Below are 22,617 nucleotides of genomic sequence, written 5' to 3'. Positions count from 1 at the left end.
GCCCGTGATTGGCAATATACAGACAGATACACACCACAATCTGGAAAGATGACTGGATAGGTGGTCTGTCTTTAGCCGACAAGAGCCTATGGCTCTATCTGTTGACTAATGACAGGACGACCCAATGTGGAGTTTATGATTTTTCCTGGCGTTATGCCACCTTTGAAACAGGAATCAGTCAAGAGTCGCTTAAAACAGCGTTACAGAAGTTTCAGGACGATGGAAAAGTTGTTTTCAACCCAAAAACCAACGAGATCATGATTGTTAATTGGCTGAAATATAATTCTGCCAGGTCACCTAAAGTTGCACCTGTAATTGACAAAGAGCTAAAAGAAGTAAAAACACTTGAATTTGAATCAGAAGTCATCAGGAAGTGTTTATCGTATCAATACCCTATTCGGACTAAAGAACCTAAAAAAAATACCGTATCGATAGGGTATCAATATGGTATAGATACGGTATTGCAACCAGAACCATCACCAACATCATCACCAGAACCATCAACAGCATCAACAGCAGAACCAGAAAAAGATGCGCCTGCTGATGTGCTAGCGGAATTGTCGCAATTTTACCAACAAAACTTCGGTGTGATCAACCCGACGATTGCGCAAGAACTTGAATATTCACTTGCTGATTTTGATGGCAATGCTGAAATGCTAAAAGAAGCAATGAGACGTGCTGCACTAGACCAGAAAGGCTTCCGCTACGCGCAAGGAATCATGAAGAACTGGAAAACAGCAAACGTAAAAACTTTGGATCAGGTCAAAGCTGAGGACGTCAGTCATGAAAATAGCGTTCGGAATAAACGACCGCAAAAGAAAACTGGCGTCACTCCGTCGTGGTTTAAGGACGTTGTTCAGCCTGAAAATAAGCCAGATGACACTCAAAAAACGACACCTGAGCAAAAAGCTTCAATAGCAGAAAAGTTAGCAGCGCTTAAACAGGCTAACGAACAGAAGGCAAAAACAACATGACAATATCAGAAATTAAAGCACAGCACCCCGACTGGCGTATTCTGGTCTATTCATATAATTGGCTAGAAGAAATTAACTGTGCTAGCTGTGGGAAATTAATGCCCTATTACGACACCTATACTTCACGAGAGCAGACAACTGATAACGGGTACTTTGGACTTCCCGTTTGCTGTCGCTGCTACGGACATGAAACACAGCACCTTATGACAAGTTGGAAGGGGAAGAAAAATGGATAAGCAAGAACTGATTGATGTACTAACCAAGAATAGCAAAGAAGCTCAAGATGTGCATGTTCGCGCGGCCAATGGATCCGTTATGAAAGCTTATTATGACGGTGTGCTAAACGCACTTCGCAACAGCTATCTTCTTGCGATTGAATTAGACGAACCCATTTATAAAAAAGTAACTTTACCAAAAGAAGTCGGAGAAGAGCTGGATATTGCCAAAGCAGATTACGCTATTCAAGATTTTGACTTATATATTGGGAATGTCATTGATGATAGTGTAAGTATTGCTAGAGCTAGTAATCATTATTATGTTGATAGCACCAATGCGATTATTAAGTTAGCTGACGCATGGCGCTACGGCTACACGGTTGAGAAAGAGCCAGTAAGTTTAGTCTATGTATCTGGAACAAACAAGAAATTTGTTTATAACAAACGTGGCGATACATCAACTCGTATGGCTAAGCTTGAAACGCCAGTCGTTCCATCACCAGTCACGTCATATGAGACTGCATATGACAAATACAAGCCACTATATGAATTTACTGATGCAGAAATTACTAAGTTTGGTTTGCAAGATTGCGAACGGGAAGAGGTAACTGATGATGGTATGGGTTGTTAAAGGCGAGGAAGCAGGCGTCACCGACTATTACTTTGATAAGTTAGCAGGCCGTCAAAAAGTCGTCATTGGGGACTTCGCAGCAATGTTTGATGACCCACTTTATCATTTCAAAAGCGAGCAGGAGGCAGAAATGGTTGCCAGAAATGTTTATTATGACGAGGAAGAAATGAACCCATATGAGGTGACTGACGATGAGCAATGAGACGAAGCAGGACGTGTTCGAAGAATTTGCAGATGAATGCGCCGGACTTAATGATGAAATATATAAGCAATACATGCAACGTTATGACGCCGCCTTGCCAGATGATCTGCCGGTGATTCCACGAGCCGTTGCAGACTGGATAGAGCATTGTAAAAACCGTAATTACTCGCTTTGGGTTGCGTTGTTTGATTTTCAAGGAGATTCAAAAATCGACAGGTGGTTTAATGATAATGGTTTACGTTCTATTCGGACACAGCGACAAGATATATTTGCCCGTGCATGGCTAGACGGATATACCGTGGAGGAAGATTAATGAGAACAATTAAGTTCAGAGCATGGAACGGGCGTGCCAAGCAAATGGCGAAATATGTAACAGCTATTCAAATGGGTGACACACAAGGTACACCGTCAAGCGTCAATGTAATTGTTAATAGACACAGCGAAACATGGGAAGTTGAGCACGATAAAGTTGAACTGTTACAGTACACGGGTCTTGAGGACACCTATGAAGGCGACATTTTGCAAGATGATGATGACGTTGGATCTGTCTATTATGAGCAAGGTCAGTTTTATGTACTTAGTGACGGCGATGAGTACCCACTAGATGAATGGCAATATGCCACGGTAATCGGTAATATCTATGAAAACCCTGAAATGTTGGAGGAAGATAAATGAAACGAGAGATTAAGTTCAGAGTGTGGAGCAAATCACAGCGACACATGGATGTTCCAACAAGTATAACTATTGATGACAGTGGACACGTCGAAGGTGTCAGAGGCTATGGTGGCGAATATCCATACAATGATATCGAGATCATGCAATTCACTGGACTACACGACAAGAACGGACGGGAAATCTACGAGTCAGATATTCTGAGAGTCACAACAGGAGAAGACGGTGAATCATATGTAGCAACCGTAAAATGGTTTGACGATGAAGACTACCCAGCGTTTGATTTGGAAGGCATACCGGCAGCATGGAATTATGATGCAAATGCACTTGCAACCATTTTTCAAAGTGGTGTTGAGACGTGCGAGGTCATCGGGAATATTTATGAGTACGGCGGTTTAATTGGTGACACTCAATGAAGTTGATCATTAATGGAGAACCAATTCCCCAAGGTCGCCCTAGGTTTGCCAACCGTGGCAAGTTCACAACAACGTATGATCCGCCTAAGTCCAAAGCGTATAAACAGTTGGTTAGAGCGCAGGCAACTCAGCAGTGGCATTCTCAGCCACTTTCAGGAGCTTTGAAGTGTGACGTGACCATTTACCGACCTATTCAGCAAAGTGGCTCAAAGAAGCTAAAATTGATGAAATCAAGTGGGCAAATCAGGCCGATAATCAAGGGTGACATCGATAATTATTTCAAGGCCGTTACTGATCCATTGACCGGAATCGTGTGGGTTGATGACGCGCTGATCGTTGAATCGCAAATAAGAAAATTCTATTCGAATGAACCACGTGTTGAAATCGAAGTTGAAGAATTAGAACAATAAAAAAGTCCAAGTAAGCAATTGTTGAGGAGCGTTGACGATGACGACTGAGTTTCTAGAACATTACTATCCGTTGGAAAGACAATATCCAACGATTAAAGAAATACCCGAAGAAGAATTACGATCGCTGCGAAAGAAATATAATCACCACCACCAATTAGATAATTACACTACTGCAGACAAAAGACCGGTAAAAAGAGCCGAAGAGCTGCAAAATTACTGGGATAAAGGTTTGACTGGTGAACAGATAGCTCAAGATATGGGAATTTCAAGGTCTACTGTTCAAAACTATCTAGCAAGAATGGGATTGACAGATCATAAACAATACACAATCAAGATAACTCGCAAGAAATCTGTTCATTATGCCAGAAATATTAGAAGCGCTGCTCGAATAGCTGGAAATTGGAACAATGCAAGTAAAGAACAGCAGTTTCATTGGCTGAAAAAGAACGGATGGACAATTGAATTTGGACATTGGAATGAAACGGAGGTGGGTTAGTTGGAAAAATAAAAAAGCCACCATCTCTGGCAGCCTCAGGTAATTACTCAACAACTAATTATACCATAAGGGGTGCTGACGTGGTGGGCTTATTACCAGAAATTGATGAGCGAGCAAGTAGAGAATTGGCTAGGGAATTATTATCGAATTATCGCAGATACTCACGCATGGCTGGCGTCAAGTTGACTGATATTAAATCGCCGACTATCGATGGTATGCCGAAGTCGCCTAGTTATGATAATCGTATAGAAGACAAGATAGTTAATCACATTGACGCAGAACAAATCATTCATAACGTTCAGCAAGCTATGCAATTTCTTGATAAAACTAGCTATTGGGTCATTTATTATTCGTATTTATGCGAGCCTCAATTATCGTATTATGACATATCACAAAAGTTAGTCGGTTACTCCGAAGAATCGATCGACTATCTTAAACGAAAGGGGTTGATAGAGTTTGCTGAAGCTTATCCGAACGGTAAATTGATTGTATACAAGTGAACTCGGCGATTGGTAGCGAACGTTCGGCTTTCTCTCAGTAACATAGCACAGATAACGTGATATATTGGTATTATCGATAAGAACAAGGTGGCGCAAAACAACCAGTAGTATCGGAAAATACGGCGCTGTTATTAGGTGCAGACGCAACTCAACGTCTTTAGAATCGGTCGTGGCTCGGTAGTTGATCGGTGGTTCGACTCCACCGCACGTTATTCGTTGCCAACTCCTTCAGAGAATGACAGACAATAGACAATAACAGGGCAACGACAATTACACTCACAGTGATGTGAGTTTTTTTGTACATAACAATAATAGTTTAGGGGATGTGGTGATCTATGTGATCCGTAAATTAACACCGAAACAACGAAAGTTCGCAGATGAATATATCAAGAGTGGTAATGCAACACAATCTGCTATTGTCGCTGGTTACAGTAAAAAGACAGCTAAGTCAATCGGTCAAGAAAACCTGACTAAACCTGACGTTAAATCTTACATCGAAGAGTGCATGAATAAGATTGAATCTCAAAAAATCATGGGAGCGAAAGAAGCAATTGAGTTATTGAGTAGCATTGCTCGTGGTGAGGTAAAAGAGACAGTAGTTGTAGGTACACCGGTTGGTTTCGAAGAAGTTAAAAAGGAAGCCGATTTCAAAACGAGAATCAGTGCTGTTCGTGAAATACTTAAACGTTATCCAGAATCTGATAAGTTGACCGAAGCTCAAGTCAGACGTGCTAACGCAGAAGCGGATATCGCCGCATATAAAGCTAAGCTGCTTACTGAATCAAATGATAGCGATGGGACGGTGATCATTGATGACATCCAAGATGAATAAAATCAAACTCACATCAATGATTAATCCTCACTTCTACAAACTATGGCGTACCAAGAAGCCATATATCATTGCTAAAGGCGGACGTGGTTCATTCAAATCATCTACAATCAGTTTGAAACTAGTCACGATGATGAAGAAGCACATTCAGCAAAACCATAAAGTTAATGTGGTGATTGTACGTGAGAATACTAATAACCTGCGTGATAGTGTTTATGCGCAGATTGGTTGGGCGTTAGATATGCTCCATATGACAGATGACTTTACATTTAACGTGTCTCCAATGAAGATCACGCATAATCGTACTAAGTCATCTTTCTACTTCTATGGCGGTGATAAGCCTGAGAAGCTTAAATCTAACACGGTACGTGATGTGATTGCTTTGTGGTATGAAGAAGCGGCTAACTTTAAGTCAGCCGAAGTATTTGACCAGACCAATCCAACATTTATCAGACAGAAGTCACCTTATGTTGATCAAGTTGACGTGTTTTACAGCTATAACCCGCCAAAGAATCCTTATTCGTGGATTAACGAGTGGGTAGACAGCTTAGCGGGTGACCCTGATTACTTGGTTGATCATTCAACTTATCTTGATGACAAGCTGAATATCACGACTAAGCAACAGCTTGAATTAATTGAGAAATATAAAAAGAATGACTATGACTATTACCGTTATCTGTACCTGGGTGAGGTGATCGGGCTTGGAACCAATGTTTATAATCTTGATCTATTCAAGCCCATTGATGAGCTGCCTGATGATGACCGCATTGTCGGTTTGGCGTATGCAGTCGATGCAGGTCATCAGCAATCAGCAACCACTTGTCTGTGCCTTGCAGTGACGGCTAGAGGTGATGTGATTTTGATTGACACTTACTATTACAGTCCAGCTGGCAGGTCGCTCAAAAAGGCTCCTAGCGAGTTATCGAAGGACATCAATGCATTTGTACTCAGGACGAGCAAGCAATTTAAGCACGTGCCAATCATTAATCGCACGATCGATAGTGCTGAAGGTGCGCTTAGAAATCAATATATGGCTGACTTTGGTATCAGGTGGAATCCAGTCAACAAATTAAAAGAAGCAGATATGGTCGACTTTGTGCAAGATTTACTCGCACAGGGTCGCTTTTCATATCTCGACAATGAAGACAATCAGATTTTTATTTCTGAGCACAAACAATATCAATGGGACGAGAAGACTGTTAATAGTGACAATCCCAAAGTCATCAAGGAAAACGATCATACAGTCGATGCTTTAAAATATTTTGCAATCGACAATGCTAGGTTACTCAAGCTCACGGCAACTCGAAAGGTGGTGTAACGGGTGTTTGAGCGATTAAAAAACTTATTCAGGAAAGGTGGTGCCAAATTAGGTATGGTAGCAAGTCTAACCAATATTACTGATCATCCCAAAATCAGTGTTGTGCAAGAAGATTATGATCGAATTCAACGAGATCTTAATATCTATGAAAACAGATTTAAACCGGTTGAATATCGCGGTGTGACTGGCAAAGACTGGAATCGTGAATATGTCGCACTGAACATGAAACAAGTGGCCGCTAGACGTATGGCCAGTATTGTGTTCAATGAGAAAGCCAAGATTGAAGTTGCAGATAAGACTGCAAAAGAGTTTGTTAACGGTGTCTTGTCTGCCAACGACTTCGAAAAGAACCTCGAAAAATATCTCGAATCTATGTTCGCGCTTGGCGGGTTGGCAATCAAGCCATACTACGACAGCACCGCCAAGACTATTAAATTATCGTGGGCACAAGCACCGACCATCTACCCATTACGATCAAACAGCAACAACATCTCCGATATTGCGATTGCCACACGAATCACTAAATCAGAAGGCAAGAAACAAGTCTATTACACGCTACTAGAATTCCACGAGTGGCGTGATAGCAAAAATTACACGATTACGAACGAGCTATATCGCTCCGAGATTAATAGCATGGTCGGCATTAAGGTGCCATTGGCAACTCTCTATCCTGACCTACAAGAACAATCAGTACTAAAAGGCTTTAGCAAATCAATGGTGACTTATATCAAGCCTGCTGGGTTTAACAATCTAGATATCACAAGTCCGTTAGGATTGGCAATCGACAGCAATGCGCGGTCAACGGCGAAACAGATCAATGATACTTATGACCAATTCCATTTGGAGATTGCGTTTGGTCAGCGACGTATTGCGGTGCCTGATAGCATGTTGCAGACCTTGACCGACGAACGCAACGGCACGATTAAAGAAGTGTTCGATCCAAAAGACCCCGTATTTAAACAAATACCAGGCATGAATATGGACGACTTTGGGATTAAGGATTTAACCTCCGATATTCGTGCAGACGCCTATATCAAGTCAATCAACCACTTCATCAAGACGTATGAATTTCAGACTGGTTTTTCACCTGGCACATTCTCGTTCGATAAAGACGGTTTGAAGACTGCCACTGAAATCGTCAGCGAAAATAGCATGACTTACCAGACTAGAAATAGCCAAGTGAGCCAAGTTGAGCGTGGTATTCGTGAAGTCATCGTTTCAATTTGTGAGTTGGCCTCCGCTGTTGGTTTATATCATGGCAAGATTCCAGCGATGGACGAGATCACCGTTGATTTTGATGATGGTGTGTTTGTCGATAAGAATGCGCAAGCCGATTACTTAATTAAGCTGTTTCAAGCGGGATTAACACCAAAATATCGTGTGCTAATGCGTATCAACGGTCTTGATGAGAAGTCAGCCAAAGCAATGGTTGCTGAGATTGATGACGAAACAATTAACTCAACGCCAACGACGCAAGAAGAGCCACCTGCAGTTGACCCAACGAAGGAATGATTAGATGGTTAAATTAACGGCTGATCCACATCAATTAACCATGTCATCAGCTCAAATACAGGACATTTATTCAGGCTTAGAGCAAGATATATTTAAAGCGTTTGTCGACCGGCTTAAAACCAAGGGATTAACTGGTGATAACGTCCAGCAATGGCAGATGCAGAAGCTAAATGAGCTACATCTCGTCAATAAGGACACCATTAAATTAGTATCAGAAGCAAGCGGTCAGTCTGAAAAGCAACTCAATAAGCTGTTTATTGATGGTGGCGTTGCAATTTACAATGATGAGATTGCCAATATCGACAGTGGTATCTCTGGAAAGGTCGTCGAGAACAATCAAATCGATCAGGTACTCGAAGGATATCTTGACCAAACGAGGCTAGATCTCGATAACAACGTCAACCAGACATTGCTGACAACTAATTTCGGGGATAGTCCGGTAGCAAAGACTTATCAGCAGATAATCAAGGAAACAACGGCTGACGTTTTAAGCGGTCTAAAGACGCCTGACAGAGCTTTGGCTGACACCATATATAAATGGCGTAATCGGGGTATAACTCCCGTCATGATTGATAAGGGCGGGCATCAGTGGTCACTTGAAGGATATGCACGCACGGTTATTGATACAACGACTAATCGAGCGTTTCAAGTAGTGCGAGATACTGCTGCAAGCGACAATGGAATTGATACATTTGTCATGAGCTCACATGCTGCGTGTCGTCCTGCGTGCGCGCCTATTCAAGGAAAGTTGGTAACTACTCGCCGAGAAGGATTCAAAGCCGAAGGAGAGTGGTTTGAGCCACTTGATAATCACGGATATGGTGAGCCTGGTGGCACATTTGGCATTAACTGCTCACATATTAAGTGGTCATATATTCCTGGAGCCAATACCAACGATCAAGAGCAATTTAATCCGAAAGAATCTGTTGAAAAGTATAAATGGCAACAGAAACAGCGTGCACTCGAACGTAAAGTACGTGAATCTAAACGGAACGAAGAACTAGCAGATCAACTCGGTGACGAAGACGGCAAAGCAAAGTTTGGTTTGCAAAAGCTAAAATACCAGTCAGCGTTGCGGAAGATAGTTGACGACCACGACTTTTTGGTGCGTGATTATAATCGTGAGAATAGTTTTGGGTTGTCAGCAACCAAACGATTAGTTAAAAAGTCTGCTCCAGTCGCTAAACAATCTGTAATTTCTAAAGATTACAAATAAAAACGGTGATGGCAAAGTTGTCTCGGCTGAATTGCACGATAGCGGGTCTTATTCGGTTGTTTGGCTCTATATTCTATTTGAAAATGGCGTTAAACAGCACTTTACTGCTGACCAGATTAAGGAGCGATTGAAATGAAAAAGGATAAACCTTTATCTATTGCCGAACGTGCCAAGGTTGAAGGAGAAGCGTACAAGAATGCTGATTCAAATCCCATTAAAACTATCAAAAAGGTAACGTTGGACGATTACAAAAAAGCAAAACAACATAAATCGGGAGGAAAATAAAATGGAATTAATTGTATTTACAAACAACGGACAAACTTATTATTTCAATAACGTTGAGGACTTTAAACCAACTACAACAGGATTTTCATTCTCGTATGTTGGTAAAGCTACCGGTGTCAAACGCTCAGCAATGTTTAACAATACGTCAACGGTTGGATATGCCCTAGCGCCAACAAAATAATATTTAAGAAGGGGGTTCTATCATGCATCATTACATCACAAAATATATTGAAGACGGTAATAAGTATGCCGTTTCATGGTTTCAAATCAATCTTTTTGGACGTTGTTACTGCTTAAACCAAAAACGCATTGAATTAAATTGATGATTCGACCTAGATAAGTCGTAAAACTGTCTATTTTTGTGCCCGAATCCACGTGGGAGCCGACCCACTTGACAACGGCTTAGGAGGAAAAGCATATGGATACAGAAGAATTAAAAGGATTAGGACTAAGCGAAGAACAGGTTAAAGGTGTTATGGCAAGTTATGGCAAGGCAGTTAATCCGTTGAAGGAACAAGTCACAACGCTAACTAGTGAGCGCGATGGCTTTAAGACTCAATTTGAAACTGTTAATGGCCAGCTTGATACGATCAAGAAAGGCCACAAAGATGATGACGATCTTAAGGCTCAAATTGAGAAACTTCAAGCGGATAACAAGACTGCCGCTGAAACTTATCAATCTGATCTCACAAAGACTAAAGTTGATTACCAGACTGAATTAGCATTGACACAAGCTGGTGCTAAGAACGTTAAGGCAGTCAAAGCTCTGTTAAATAGCGATAAGATCACGCTCAACGACAAGGGACAGTTATCCGGGCTTGATGACCAATTGGAAGCCGTCAAGAAGGATAACGATTTCTTGTTTCAAGGCGATACTACAGGTACAGCACCACAAATCGTTAATCCGGGCAACCCTAACCCAGACACTAAAACAAAAATTGATCCTGCAACTGCAAGCTACGCAGACATTGTGGCAGCGCAAACCGCAGAACAATAAATCGAAAGGATGATTTAATATGGCATTTCCTAATGCAGAAACAACAGACAAATCTACACAAGTAATTCCAGAGGTCATGGCGCAAATGATTGCCGCACGACTTCCAAAGGCTATTAAATTCTCACCACTTGCAACAGTTGACAATACGCTCGTCGGCGTTCCCGGCGATACGATCACCGTTCCACATTTCAAATATATTGGTGATGCAGTCGATTTTGCAGAAGGTGAGAAGATTGACTATTCCAAGCTTCAAACAGGCACAACCAAATCGACCATCAAACGTGCTGGTAAAGGGGTAGAAATCAGTGATTACGCTGTTCAAACTGGATTGGGTGATCCTAAGACAGAAGCGGCAAACCAATTATCTCTGTCTATCGGTTCTAAGGTTGACAGTGATGCATTAACGGCGTTGTTAAATGCTCGACTGACTTTGACACACGCTGAACCAGATCTTGATTTGATTGATGCTATCGAAGCAACGTTTGAAGATGACACAAGTGAATTTAATGTTGAAGATGCCAATCCAGTTCACGGTACATTAATCATGAATGTAAAGGACTTTTCCAAATTGCGTAAAGCTGCTTCCAACAACTTTGCCCGTGCTACTGAATTAGGCGATACAATTCTCGTTAATGGCACACTTGGTGAAATCTTTGGCTGGCAAATTCTGACTTCTCGTAAGGTCCCAGTTGGTACTTTTCTTGCGGTAAAACCTGGAGCTCTCGGTATCAATATGAAGCGCGGTGTCCAAGTCGAAACTGCTCGCGATATTGATTTCAAAACAACAAAGGTTAATGTTGACGAATATTACGGTGTATGGCTTAAAGATGATACTCGTGCATTGGTCGTTAATAAACCTACTGGAGGTACACCGGGGGAAGCATAACGCCGTCTGAGAATGATGGCGATTCTAAGCCAACCGAAGCAAATACTGTTGCAGAAATTACTGCGTGGTTAAATGCTCATAGCATCGATCATACCGGTGTGACATTGAAGGCTGACTTACTTGCCTTAGTTCCCGTAGAATAGAGGTGTATAGTTAGTGTATTTAACACAAGGAGATTATGCAACTTATCATTACGCAGAAATTGCTGACGCTGATTTTGACAGAATAGAAGCTCGTGCAGCCGATGTTATTGACGCAATCACTGATAATTTCTATCAGGTGCGTAATCTTGAATCTGATATGAATTCTTTTCGCACGAAGCAATTTAAAAAAGCTGTTGCCAAAGAGATTGAATATATGCTGCTCACTCAGCTCACAGGTACGGCAGACGTACAGAACAAACCCGCCAGTCAATCGATTGGGAGTACTTCTATTAGTGTTTCCAGTCAAAACTCGTCTAGCGGTAATTCTGGACGTCTGAGCGCGGTTATTGCTGATGAGGTGTATTCTATCTTGGCAAAAACCGGTCTGCTATATCGAGGAGTTGATTATGTCTTATGACATTACAAATTGATCCACGTTGGTTGGTCCATTCGGTTGAGGTAGCGAAGAAACTCGATGAAGATAATTGGAACAAACCAATCTACGCAGATCCAATCACCTACAATCGCGTCAGAGTGGATATGACTAAGGAATTTACGGGAACTGGTAACGATCGGACGATCACTGCAAATGCGACCGTCTTTTTGTTTGCCAAATTTACTGGTAATTTTCCAGTCGACATTGATGACACATGGTTAGATGCAAAATTGACGTTTAATGGCCATGATTACCTGGTCAAAAATTGGTCGCCATATAGTGAACCGACATCGGCAAATTTATGGTCAATTGAATTGAAGGTGATCTGATGGCAGGAATTAAGATTATAACGAATACCGTTAGGCTTGATCGAAAAATCAGTGCCCAAGCATTTATCCGCGGTCGAGTTGCAATGGCTAACCAAGTTGGCATGGACGCTAATCGTTTTGTTCCTCGGAAACATGGAGCTTTGCGTTCTAGTCAGGTAATTGCTTCCGACGGTTCGAATGTTCAATGGATATCCCCTTACGCACACCGTCACTTCACAGCTCCTGGTGGTTGGCACTATTCAACTCCCGGAACTGGACCACGGTGGACTGATAAAGCTAAGTCAGCCTACATGGGTAAGTGGACTAAGGCATTTATTAAGGGGGCTGGTATGTAATGGACTTCCCGGAACGATTAGTTGCCGAGATCAGAAAGCTAAACCTGCCTATCAAAACTAGGATTGGAAATGTTGGAACTGATGAATCAGCTGGATTTTATCCGATGCCTGGCGGTCAAGTTATCACCGAATTTATGGACGGTATGAAAGAACAACAGCTCAATTATGAATACGTCATTAAATCCAAAGATCAAGATAAGGCTGGTGACCAACTATGGGCGGTATCCAACTTCATTGAAGAATTAGACGAAATCCCGAGCTTGGATGGCAGTTACGATTTTGAAGAAATAACAATAACTAGTAAGCCCGCGCAATCTCAAGCAGATGAACAGGGCTTTTTTTATTGGGTCGTTGATTTCAGCGCCCAAATAATCACATACAAAAAGAAATAGGAGAGTGAAGTATATTGGCACGTAAAAAGAATGCCCTTCGTAAACACGAAATTGCGCCATGGACAAGTGATGATGTTAAACCAGCGGAAGACGCTTGGTTGCCATTGGCACATTTTATCGAAACCATCGAAGACGACTCAGACGAGGATACTGATGATCAAGGTTTCTACGATGGCGACGGAAACACCGAAACTGTCTTAAATGGTCGATCAGAAAAATGGAATTTCAGTGGTACTTATGACCCAGATGACAAAGCACAACAGTTGATTGCTGGCATGCGGCGGATCACAACTGATGATGGTCGTAAATTATGGCACCGAATTACTGAGTCAAATGGTGACATGGTAACAGGCGTCGCAAAGGCAATGGAAATCAAAGCCGGTGGCGGTGACGCAACAGAGTATGAGGCGTTTGAAGGCCATCTTGACTATACCAAGACGCCAACAATAACAAAGGCAACTACACCACCTGAATCATAGAAATAATAAGAGAGACGGCTAGCTTGAGAGCGGTCGTCTCTTATTTTTTTGGAGGAAAATAACATGACAGAACGCATTATAGTAGATTCCGGTAATATTTTGATTCCGATTGGTATCCGAGATAAGAACGATCCTGACAAGACACACGATTTCACTTTGAAAGTCGATATTTCTGATAACATTCTGCAAAACGCTAAGAAACATAACGATGAATTGCAGAAGGAATTGCAGAAAATTCAGGATAAATACGCAAAAACAATCGGTGATGACGAGCTTTCAGACGAGAATGTTGGCACAGTGATCGAAGGCATTTCGGAAATGGTCAAAACCCGATTCGACGATGATTTTGGTGTTGGCAAATATGAAGAGATCGCCAATGCAGGCGGTGGTAATAGCTTCTTGAATATGCTCGATCTCTACACACAAGTTTCCGATTATGTCGGCGCCAAGCTCGAACAAAAATTTGCAAAAATCAAACAAAAATCAGCCAATAAAAAAATTAAGTATCTCAAAAACCGAAACAAGAAGTAGGTGGTATCATGTTTCGCTTGTACGAAAAATTACCAAGTGAGGTGGCTGTTAACGACGTTGAGTACCGATTAAACCTAGATTTTGACAATGTTCTATTGGCGTTTTCTGCGTTAAGTGACAAAGAGATGACCGCTGATGATCGACTAGAAACTTATCTAAGACTGCTGGTCATTGGTAAATTACCAAGCGTTGATTATTGGATTGATTTATACGACGCAATTCAAGAAGTACTGACTGTTGAACAGACTAGTGCGGTCAAATATGACGTCAATGGCGATCCGATGCCAACAAAAGCTAATGATAGTAAACCTGACTTCGATTTTGATTTAGATGCCAGATATATCTATGCAGCGTTTTTACAGGCGTATGGGATTGATTTAATTGATCAACAAGGCAAGATGCAATGGATCAAGTTCGTGGCATTGCTCAATGCTTTGCCTGAAGACACGATGTTCCGACAGATCAGACAGATTAGATCTACTGATTTATCCAAAATTAAGGATAAAGAACAGCGTAAGCAGACGAAAGAGCAGCAGAAAGCACTAGCACTGCCTTCTAACGTGATAGAAGAGGAGGCGGACGACTATGGCGGCTGATGGAACGGTCAAGATTTTAATTGATGCCGATGGTCAAGAAGCGATTAGCTCTGTTGCTTCACTAAAAAAAGGGCTTGGTAGTTTAGGTGGTGAGGCTACTAAAACGGGCAGTATTTTTAAGAGTGTTTTCGGCGCAAACTTAATCAGTGGCGCAATTTCGAAGGCTATTAGCGTGATTGGTAACTCACTTGGTGGTTTAGGCAGTGATTTAAGTGAGTCAAGTGCAACATGGCAAACATTCCAAGGCAACATGTCAAACCTAAAAATGCCTCAAAAAGAAATCAACAGCACAAAAAAATCACTGCAGGATTTCGCCACCCAAACTATCTACTCAGCGTCTGACATGGCGTCAACATACAGCCAGTTAGCGGCAGTCGGTACCAAAAACACGACTCAATTGGTCAAAGGTTTTGGTGGATTGGCAGCTGCTTCTGCTGAACCAACTCAAGCAATGACGACATTAAGCCAACAAGCCACACAGATGGCTGCTAAACCTAAAGTAGCATGGGAAGATTTCAAATTGATTCTTGAGCAAACGCCTGCTGGTGTTGCCGCCGTTGCGAAAACAATGGGCATGAGCACGACAGACATGATCAAAAACGTTCAGGACGGAAAACTTGCTACTCAAGATTTCTTCGATGCGATTGCTAAAACGGGTACTAACGCTAACTTTACGAAGATGGCAACTCAATATAAAACGGTCGGACAAGCCATGGACGGATTGCGTGAAACATTAGTTACCAAGCTACAACCAGCCTATGATCAGGTTTCAAAGGCTGGGATTAATGCTATCAGTGGCGTTTCCGATGCACTTTCTGGGATTAACTTCTCGGGTATAGCCGATCAAATTATCAACGTTATAGGTGGGGCATTCAACACGCTACAGCCGGTAGCTAAGTCAGCAATTTCAAGTATTACCCCTATTTTCTTAAACCTTAAAGCTATGTTTTCTAATATGTTTGCGGGATTAAGCATTGAAAAGCTTAAAGAAGTTTTAGCTCCAATTGGCACGTTGTTCAGTGCTGTGTTTGACGGAGTCACAAGTGCTGCAAACGTATTTGTGGTTGTTATTTCGGGAATAATGAATACCGTCGGTAAGGCTTTTAACAAAGTTTTTTCTGGCGATGTTGTTAGTGGACTTGGCGATAAAGTTAAAGAACTTGGACCGGTAATCTCGGGTATATTCAACGGAATAAGCTCCGCTATTGGTCAAGTTGGTGGCATAATCGAAGGATTACCATGGGAATCAATATTCACTGGTGTTAAGGTCGTCTTGAGCGGCCTTTTAGACGTGATTAAACAAGTGGGCACCTTTGTCTCGGCAGCATTTAATAATGAAATAGTTAGAAGTTTTGCAGTTGCAATTCTTGGCGCAGTTGCTGCGTTTAAAGGTATCAGCAAAGTTGTTTCTATATTCACTGGTGTGACAACAGCAATTAAAAGCGTTGTTTCTGGATTTACAATGATAACTTCTGTTGTTAAGAATGTTGGTGGTGTCTTTAAAGCACTTCAAATGGTCATGGGCTTCATGTCGCCAGCAGGATGGATAATCATGGGTATTACTGCTATTGTCGCCGGGTTGACCTGGTTCTTTACTCAAACAACCGTCGGCAAACAAGCTTGGTCGGCATTTGTAGATTGGCTTAAAGGTGCATGGAATTCATTAACCGCAACAGCTTCATCGGTTTGGGATTCAGTTACTGGATTCTTCTCAAATGCTGTAACAGCCATCAAAGGTGTTTGGTCAGGTATTACTGATTTCTTCAGTGGAATTTGGTCTGGGATCACTGGCGGTGTGACAACAGCTGTTTCTGGTATTCAGTCAGCTTGGACTGCAATTGGCACATTCTTCTCCAATCTTTGGACTGGAATTCAGACGGTTGCAACAACCGTTTGGACAGCAATATCAGCCTTCTTTACTGGTATTTGGAATGGGATAGTAACGATTGCTACAAACGTATGGAATACCTTTGGCACGTCATTAACGGCAATTTGGAATGGTATTGTTTCTGTCGCAAGTGGCGTATGGAACATGCTTAAAACAGTAATCATGGCACCGATTCTGTTACTAATCGACTTGATTACTGGTGACTGGACTCAGCTTCAGGCTGATTTGACTTTGATTTGGAACAGCATTACAAGCGCCGCATCACAGATTTGGAACGGATTGAAGACTTATTTCTCTGGCGTACTTGATTTCATCAAGACCTATTTTCAGACTGTGTGGAACGCAATCAGGACCATTGTTGTCGCCTTATGGAACGGGATTATTTCCACTGGTAAGAATGTATGGAATGGTTTTAAATCGTTTATCAGTGCACTTTGGAACGGCATTAAATCACTTGCTTCGTCAATTTGGAACGGTATCAAGTCAGCAATCTCAAACGCAATTACTGGGACTGTCAACGGAGCAAAGTCGCTCTGGAATGGTTTAAAGTCGTTCATGTCAGGCTTGTGGTCGGGTATCAAATCAACCGCAAGTAGCGCATGGAATGGCCTTAAATCAACAATAATTGGAATCGGTAAAGGCATTGTCAGTGGCGTAAAAGGTGCCTGGGATGGTTTTAAAGGAATCGTTTCTAATGTCGTCGGTGGAATCAAAAGCGGATTTAACGTACTCAGTCACTTCAGCCTCGCAAAAGCAGGTCAAGCAATCATGAACAGTTTGTCTGATGGCTTGCAGAAAGCTTGGGGTAAGGTCAAGAAATTCGTTGGTGGAATCGGTGACTGGATCCGCGATCATAAAGGACCAATTAGTTATGATCGAAAGTTATTGATCCCAGCTGGTAAGGCAATCATGTCAGGCTTGAATGGTGGGTTGGAGAAGAACTTTAAAGATGTCCAATCAACCGTTGCGGGCATGGCTGACAAGCTGAGTTTCGCAATGTCACCGCAGTTATCCTTTGCTGGAGCTGAATCGTTGGCCGGCGGGAACATTAGAAATGCACCAATCGCAAGTAATATTTACAACTATTCAAGTAGTACAAATATGACTAAATCGGATAATAATGCAGTTGTCAACAAGCTTGACAAGTTAATTGAGATCACAAATCAAAAAGACTACAATCCAAAAATGTATCTTAAAAATGATGTACTTGTTGCAGAAACAACAAATGATTATAGCGGTGCAATGGGTCGCTCAGTTGACTTATCCGAGAGGGGTGATTAGATGCCAACGATCATTGATATTAAATTTGGTGATAAGTGGGCATTACAGAACTATGGCTTATATCTGAGCCCTGGCATTGTTTTAGAAGATCCTGAACCAAGAACGGACCTAATTGATAATCCTGCAGGAGATGGCTCAATTGATGTGAGTGAGGCCCTGACAGGTGAAATCAGGTATAAGGACAGGAATATTGAACTGACATTGGCTAAGCCTAAGTATGAAAAAGGATGGCAAAGTTCATTGTCAAGTTTTGTTAATGACGTTCACGGCAGACGGATAGATGTAGTTCTGCCATTATATCCCGATTATCATTTTGTAGGCAGGCTTCGAGCAGTCGCAGATTTTCGTGGCAATAAAGGCCTATCGATAATTAGTGTTACTGGTGTTATGGAGCCTTATCGTTACAAAAATGAGTTAACCAAAGTATCGGCGACCGTGCCTGACAGTGGTTCATTGACACTTAACTTGGTCAACGAGCGCATGACAACATTGCCAACATTCACGATCAGTGCTGACAGTCAAATCACGTTCAATGCCACGACCTACTCACACATCAAGGGGACCTTCACTCTGGCAAATGTCTTCTTAACTCAAGGCGACAATCCAATCACAATCAAGGCTACAGCAGGTACCAAGGTCACAATCACTTATCAAGAGGGGGCGTTATAGATGTATTATGCGATGCTCGATGACGAGCTCCTCTATGATCCACGGGCGAAGGGCTACGAAATATTCGACCCAAAACTATCGCTGGAAGTTAACAAGAACGGTACCTTCACTTTCACAATTCACCAGTATCACCCTTTATATAACAGAATAGCCAAGCGAAAGAGCATTGTCGAGATCTATCAAGACAATGCTCTTCGTTTCCGTGGGCGTGTTCTTGACGATCAGACAGCATTGAGTAACGCCAAGACAGTCACCGTTGAAGGTGAGATGACTTATTTCAACGACACCATTCTCCGCCCATACGAATACACCGGATCGGTTGAGGGGTATCTGTCGCTGATTATTGATCAACACAATACTCAAGTCGGCACCGACAAGCAATTTAAGCTTGGCAAGGTTACGGTCACGGATCCCAACGATGTGATTGTTCGCTCTGATTCTACTTATCCAAAAACTTGGGACGTTGTTGAAGACAAATTGATCAAGTCCTTGGGTGGTTATCTGATGATTCGGCGAGAAAACGGCGTGAATTATTTGGACTATCTCGCTGACTCTGATTATAAATCTGATCAAACAATCGAACTTGGCAAGAACATTCTCGACCTCAAAAAAACAAGTTCCGCGACTGGAATCTACACAGCAATCTTGCCGCTGGGAACACAGATCAAAGATGAGGATGGCAATGATACCGGCGAGAGGTTAACGGTTAAATCTGTCAATGATGACAATGATGTGATCGTTGACGATGAAGCAGTGGCCAAATATGGCTATATCATTGAAGTGGTGACCTGGGATGATGTGACGCTGGCCGACAATCTGTTACGCAAGGCTAAAGTCGAGTTGGCGGAGTTAGTCAAGATGGATATTACGCTGGAATTAACGGCGGTCGATCTAGCCAACGCAGGCCAGAAAGTCAATCATTTTCGGCTATTCGAATACGTGCAAGTGACTTCAAAACCCCATGATGTTGATGAGCTATTGTTGGCTGAGAAACTGGAACTCAATTTGACCAATCCTGCTGCTGACAAGTTAACGATTGGTCTGCAGCGTAAATCATTGACGGATAAACAAGTGTCTACGTCTAAAGTGATCAACAAAGTGCAGTCTGATTATGTGGTCAATGAGAAGGTCCGCGAGATCCAACAGAATGCAACTGAGAAATACTCAGAAATCAAGCAGGACTCCGAAAAGATCGGCATGGAAGTTGCAGAAATCAATAAAGGCGTCAAGGAGCAGAGTGAATTATTGTCTGACCAGCAGAAACAGATCAGGCAAGCTCTCGATGACATTGACGAAGCCAATTCTCAGTTGACCGACTTATCAGCCGATGGCAAACTCACGCCTAATGAGAAACAACAACTCAAAAAAGAGTGGGATGTCATTGCCTCTGAGAAGCCACAGCTCGATGAGAGCGCCAGTAGTTATGGTGTTGACACAACTGGGCTAGGGACCGCTTATGATTCGTTGACGGCGTTTCTAACGCCACTTTTGAGCGACTTGACAACCACAAGTACCGCTGATGGTGCCACGCTAAGAACTGATTTTCAAGCTTATTACGACGCCAAGCTAGTCACTATGAACAGCATCAATAATGTCATTCAAGGAAACGTGATCGATGCCAATGAAGACACTAAAGCGTGGACTCAAGAACAGTTGGCAGCCGAAGCGGATAGTATTCGCCAACAAAGCGATGAAGACTATGCCACTAAAGATGAGTTGGTCGATTATCAGAGCACAGTCAGCACCCAATTTGAGCAGACTAAAGATGATTTCTTGTTCCAGTTCACGAATATCCTGGAACAGATTTCCAATATTGATGGTGACACCAAGACTCAATTCCAGCAAATTGTTAAATATATCCGTTTTGAGGATGGCAACATCATCCTGGGACAAGTTGGCAATGAAGTCACACTTAAGATTCAGAATGATCGCATTGGCTTTCTACAAAGTGGTAACGAAGTTGCATATATCAACAATAACAAGCTTTATATCACAGATGGAGAGTTTCTCAACTCTTTGAGGTTAGGCAATTTCGCGTTTGTTCCGAGAGAAAACGGGAACTTATCATTTAAGTGGGTAGGAGGTGAGAGTGTATGAGTCTAAGTGGATCAGCAAGTGGGACCAAAGTAGGCGGTTGGCAGATAACGATGAAATGGTCAGCAACTCAGAATGTGGCCAACAACACATCGACAATCACGGCCACGGCTTATCTGGTTAGTGCCGCAACTTGGAATATTAACGCCGCGAATAAGTCTGGTTACATCACGATCGACGGCCAGAAAGGGACGTTCTCGCACAATCCAACAACAGGCGGTGGCAACACGCAGACGTTGGGAACGGTCACTAAGACGGTGTCACACGCTGCTAATGGAACAAAGTCACTGACTATCGGGTTTAGCTACTCGCTCAACATTACATCTGGTTCATATGGTTATCTTGGGGCATTTTCCGGCAGTTCTAAGATCACACTCAATACGATTCCGCGAGCGAGCACATTCATAACTGACAAAAGCACGTATGAGATGGATAGCAATGTCACGATGAAAATCACGGCGGCTGCAGCTGGGTTTAGTCATAAAGTCTGGATTAATTATGGATCCAAACGCATTCAGGTGCTCAACAATCCGGCGACTGGAGTCAATGTCAATTTCACGCCAAAGTTATCTGATTTTGCGGGACAGATTGCCAGTGCAACATCTGGGTACGGTAGCTTTGAACTCGAGACTTATAGTGGGTCCACAAAGATTGGATCATATAAGCAGACTCGCTATCTGACGATTCCCACTAGTGTGATTCCAACCACATCTGCAGTCTCTATTGCGGAAGGTAATACCAAGGTTGGAGCTGTTTTGGGTGATGGGGTTAATTTTGCTCAAGACATGTCAGTGCTCAATATTTCAATATCAGCTGCAGGGGTCTTGGACTCATGGATCACTGCTTCAGAAACAGTGATCGGATCCACGGCTTATCCTAGCACAACCAATAATGGACGGTCAGTGACTATTGATCTCAAGGGACAGCCGATCGCGCCGGCACAATACACGATCAAAGTGAGAACGAAGGATTCTCGTGGACGCTGGTCAGCGTATATCACTAAGTCGATCACAATCCTACCGTATGCGAATCCACAGATCGTTCTATCTGGTGAACGAATCAATGCAGAGGGTAAAGCTGATGACGACGGTACGATTGTTAAGCTGATTGTCAAAGGTAGCGTGTCTAACTTAGCCAATAAAAACGCTCATGATATTATGTTGCAGTATAAGACTATCGATGGCACTGAATGGATGTCAATCACTCACGGTATCACGGCATATGCGATCGACAACGTGGTTAACGTCAACAATATCAGTGTTGATCAAGCCTACCAGTTTCAGATTACGGTCACTGATAGTTTCAGCGCAGCCACATTCATGCTGTCGGTCCCAACCGTCTATACCACAGTCGATTATCGGGCTGGTGGTAAGGGCATCGCATTTGGTCAGGTGTCTACGCAGGATGGATTTGTAGTTGGCTCCAAGATGCCGTTTTACATTATGCAGAACACGGTTGATGGTAACCTAGTTAATTTCATTGATGCAGACTACGGTAGCTTAGGTGGGATCAGCCCGACTTTGATCGCGCGGCTAAACTCAGTAGGTCAATTACTGTGGTCAGGCGCCGTATATATGAACGCAACTCAAACCATTACACCATCAATCCCAATGGTTAATTGTCTTAGCGGATGGGAGCTTGTCTGGTCACAATTCAACACGAGTACTGGCGAAGGAAGTAATTCGCAATACGTATATTTCCGAGTGCCAAAATCACACGCAACTGATCATGGTGGTGCTGGTGTTAACTGCACGTGGAATAGCGACACCAAACAGCCGATATTTAAGTATGTATATATTAGCAATGAAACGATCAAAGGCTATGTTACCAATGATACGGCGCCTAATAATGGCTACGTTTTGCGCGAAGTCAGGGCGTACTAAGG

General features: G+C 42.5%; 28 protein-coding genes. All 28 read left to right on the top strand.

All coding sequences use genetic code 11. The features are described from left to right. Positions 1-8 precede the first annotated feature (8 nt). On the top strand, positions 9-974 hold the full coding sequence (locus EKM67_RS03970; protein WP_125577494.1) for a DnaD domain-containing protein: 966 nt from the start codon (positions 9-11) through the stop codon (positions 972-974). 228 nt (positions 975-1,202) lie between these two features. Further along, entirely contained in the window at positions 1,203-1,820 is a 618-nt protein-coding gene (locus EKM67_RS03965) for a DUF1642 domain-containing protein (RefSeq protein ID WP_125577492.1), read from the top strand. Then, on the top strand, positions 1,801-2,022 hold the full coding sequence (locus EKM67_RS03960; RefSeq protein ID WP_225417305.1) for a hypothetical protein: 222 nt from the start codon (positions 1,801-1,803) through the stop codon (positions 2,020-2,022). The genes EKM67_RS03965 and EKM67_RS03960 overlap by 20 nt, the downstream gene beginning before the upstream one ends. After that, on the top strand, positions 2,012-2,335 hold the full coding sequence (locus EKM67_RS03955; RefSeq protein WP_125577490.1) for a DUF1642 domain-containing protein: 324 nt from the start codon (positions 2,012-2,014) through the stop codon (positions 2,333-2,335). The genes EKM67_RS03960 and EKM67_RS03955 overlap by 11 nt, the downstream gene beginning before the upstream one ends. Continuing rightward, the gene (locus EKM67_RS03950) at positions 2,335-2,697 is read left to right on the top strand and encodes a YopX family protein (RefSeq protein ID WP_125577488.1); all 363 of its coding nucleotides are present in this window, start codon (positions 2,335-2,337) and stop codon (positions 2,695-2,697) included. Before EKM67_RS03955 ends, EKM67_RS03950 begins: the two co-directional genes overlap by 1 nt. Next, complete coding sequence (locus EKM67_RS03945) at positions 2,694-3,110, top strand: YopX family protein (RefSeq protein ID WP_125577486.1); 417 nt, start codon at positions 2,694-2,696, stop codon at positions 3,108-3,110. Before EKM67_RS03950 ends, EKM67_RS03945 begins: the two co-directional genes overlap by 4 nt. Further along, positions 3,107-3,520, top strand: coding sequence for a RusA family crossover junction endodeoxyribonuclease (locus tag EKM67_RS03940; RefSeq protein ID WP_125577484.1), 414 nt, complete (start codon positions 3,107-3,109; stop codon positions 3,518-3,520). The genes EKM67_RS03945 and EKM67_RS03940 overlap by 4 nt, the downstream gene beginning before the upstream one ends. 37 nt (positions 3,521-3,557) lie before the next feature. Further along, positions 3,558-4,016: a GcrA family cell cycle regulator gene (locus EKM67_RS03935; protein ID WP_125577483.1), complete on the top strand. Its 459-nt coding sequence runs from the start codon at positions 3,558-3,560 to the stop codon at positions 4,014-4,016. An 83-nt stretch (positions 4,017-4,099) separates the two neighbouring features. After that, the gene (locus EKM67_RS03930) at positions 4,100-4,516 is read left to right on the top strand and encodes an ArpU family phage packaging/lysis transcriptional regulator (protein WP_164506553.1); all 417 of its coding nucleotides are present in this window, start codon (positions 4,100-4,102) and stop codon (positions 4,514-4,516) included. A gap of 337 nt (positions 4,517-4,853) precedes the next feature. Next, entirely contained in the window at positions 4,854-5,348 is a 495-nt protein-coding gene (locus EKM67_RS03925; protein ID WP_125577479.1) for a terminase small subunit, read from the top strand. Further along, positions 5,329-6,663 (top strand): PBSX family phage terminase large subunit, encoded by a 1,335-nt coding sequence (locus EKM67_RS03920; RefSeq protein ID WP_125577539.1) that lies wholly within the window; start codon positions 5,329-5,331, stop codon positions 6,661-6,663. The genes EKM67_RS03925 and EKM67_RS03920 overlap by 20 nt, the downstream gene beginning before the upstream one ends. A gap of 54 nt (positions 6,664-6,717) precedes the next feature. Then, the gene (locus tag EKM67_RS03915; protein ID WP_125577477.1) at positions 6,718-8,175 is read left to right on the top strand and encodes a phage portal protein; all 1,458 of its coding nucleotides are present in this window, start codon (positions 6,718-6,720) and stop codon (positions 8,173-8,175) included. A gap of 4 nt (positions 8,176-8,179) precedes the next feature. Beyond that, positions 8,180-9,391 carry a phage minor capsid protein gene (locus EKM67_RS03910; protein WP_125577476.1) on the top strand — a complete coding sequence of 404 codons (1,212 nt, stop codon included), beginning with the start codon at positions 8,180-8,182 and terminating at the stop codon, positions 9,389-9,391. Positions 9,392-9,523: 132 nt separating this feature from the next. Beyond that, the gene (locus tag EKM67_RS10755; RefSeq protein WP_164506552.1) at positions 9,524-9,676 is read left to right on the top strand and encodes a hypothetical protein; all 153 of its coding nucleotides are present in this window, start codon (positions 9,524-9,526) and stop codon (positions 9,674-9,676) included. 1 nt (position 9,677) lies between these two features. Continuing rightward, positions 9,678-9,857 carry a hypothetical protein gene (locus EKM67_RS03905; RefSeq protein WP_125577474.1) on the top strand — a complete coding sequence of 60 codons (180 nt, stop codon included), beginning with the start codon at positions 9,678-9,680 and terminating at the stop codon, positions 9,855-9,857. Positions 9,858-10,094: 237 nt separating this feature from the next. Beyond that, positions 10,095-10,673, top strand: a complete 579-nt coding sequence (locus EKM67_RS03900; protein WP_125577472.1) for a phage scaffolding protein — start codon at positions 10,095-10,097, stop codon at positions 10,671-10,673. A 19-nt stretch (positions 10,674-10,692) separates the two neighbouring features. Beyond that, complete coding sequence (locus EKM67_RS03895) at positions 10,693-11,559, top strand: N4-gp56 family major capsid protein (protein WP_125577470.1); 867 nt, start codon at positions 10,693-10,695, stop codon at positions 11,557-11,559. Between the two features lie 156 nt (positions 11,560-11,715). Continuing rightward, entirely contained in the window at positions 11,716-12,120 is a 405-nt protein-coding gene (locus EKM67_RS03890) for a head-tail connector protein (protein WP_125577468.1), read from the top strand. Further along, positions 12,117-12,467 (top strand): putative minor capsid protein, encoded by a 351-nt coding sequence (locus EKM67_RS03885; RefSeq protein WP_125577466.1) that lies wholly within the window; start codon positions 12,117-12,119, stop codon positions 12,465-12,467. Before EKM67_RS03890 ends, EKM67_RS03885 begins: the two co-directional genes overlap by 4 nt. Next, positions 12,467-12,802: a minor capsid protein gene (locus tag EKM67_RS03880; protein ID WP_125577464.1), complete on the top strand. Its 336-nt coding sequence runs from the start codon at positions 12,467-12,469 to the stop codon at positions 12,800-12,802. Before EKM67_RS03885 ends, EKM67_RS03880 begins: the two co-directional genes overlap by 1 nt. Further along, a complete protein-coding gene (locus tag EKM67_RS03875; RefSeq protein WP_125577462.1) occupies positions 12,802-13,194 on the top strand; it encodes a phage tail terminator protein in 393 nt (130 codons plus the stop codon). The genes EKM67_RS03880 and EKM67_RS03875 overlap by 1 nt, the downstream gene beginning before the upstream one ends. 14 nt (positions 13,195-13,208) lie before the next feature. Further along, a complete protein-coding gene (locus EKM67_RS03870) occupies positions 13,209-13,673 on the top strand; it encodes a phage tail tube protein (RefSeq protein WP_125577460.1) in 465 nt (154 codons plus the stop codon). A gap of 63 nt (positions 13,674-13,736) precedes the next feature. Further along, positions 13,737-14,204 (top strand): hypothetical protein, encoded by a 468-nt coding sequence (locus EKM67_RS03865; RefSeq protein ID WP_125577457.1) that lies wholly within the window; start codon positions 13,737-13,739, stop codon positions 14,202-14,204. Positions 14,205-14,212: 8 nt separating this feature from the next. Beyond that, positions 14,213-14,800, top strand: a complete 588-nt coding sequence (locus tag EKM67_RS03860; RefSeq protein ID WP_125577455.1) for a Gp15 family bacteriophage protein — start codon at positions 14,213-14,215, stop codon at positions 14,798-14,800. Continuing rightward, on the top strand, positions 14,790-17,969 hold the full coding sequence (locus EKM67_RS03855; RefSeq protein ID WP_125577453.1) for a tape measure protein: 3,180 nt from the start codon (positions 14,790-14,792) through the stop codon (positions 17,967-17,969). Before EKM67_RS03860 ends, EKM67_RS03855 begins: the two co-directional genes overlap by 11 nt. Then, the gene (locus tag EKM67_RS03850; RefSeq protein ID WP_125577451.1) at positions 17,970-18,638 is read left to right on the top strand and encodes a hypothetical protein; all 669 of its coding nucleotides are present in this window, start codon (positions 17,970-17,972) and stop codon (positions 18,636-18,638) included. After that, entirely contained in the window at positions 18,639-20,735 is a 2,097-nt protein-coding gene (locus EKM67_RS03845) for a phage tail protein (protein ID WP_125577449.1), read from the top strand. Next, positions 20,732-22,615: a DUF859 family phage minor structural protein gene (locus tag EKM67_RS03840; RefSeq protein WP_125577447.1), complete on the top strand. Its 1,884-nt coding sequence runs from the start codon at positions 20,732-20,734 to the stop codon at positions 22,613-22,615. The genes EKM67_RS03845 and EKM67_RS03840 overlap by 4 nt, the downstream gene beginning before the upstream one ends. Positions 22,616-22,617 lie beyond the last annotated feature (2 nt).

This window comes from Lapidilactobacillus mulanensis, from assembly GCF_003946215.1.
In the GTDB taxonomy this organism is placed as follows: domain Bacteria; phylum Bacillota; class Bacilli; order Lactobacillales; family Lactobacillaceae; genus Lapidilactobacillus; species Lapidilactobacillus mulanensis.
The sequence above is the reverse complement of the archived record's forward strand: the minus strand, read 5'-3'. Positions and strand labels throughout refer to the sequence as shown.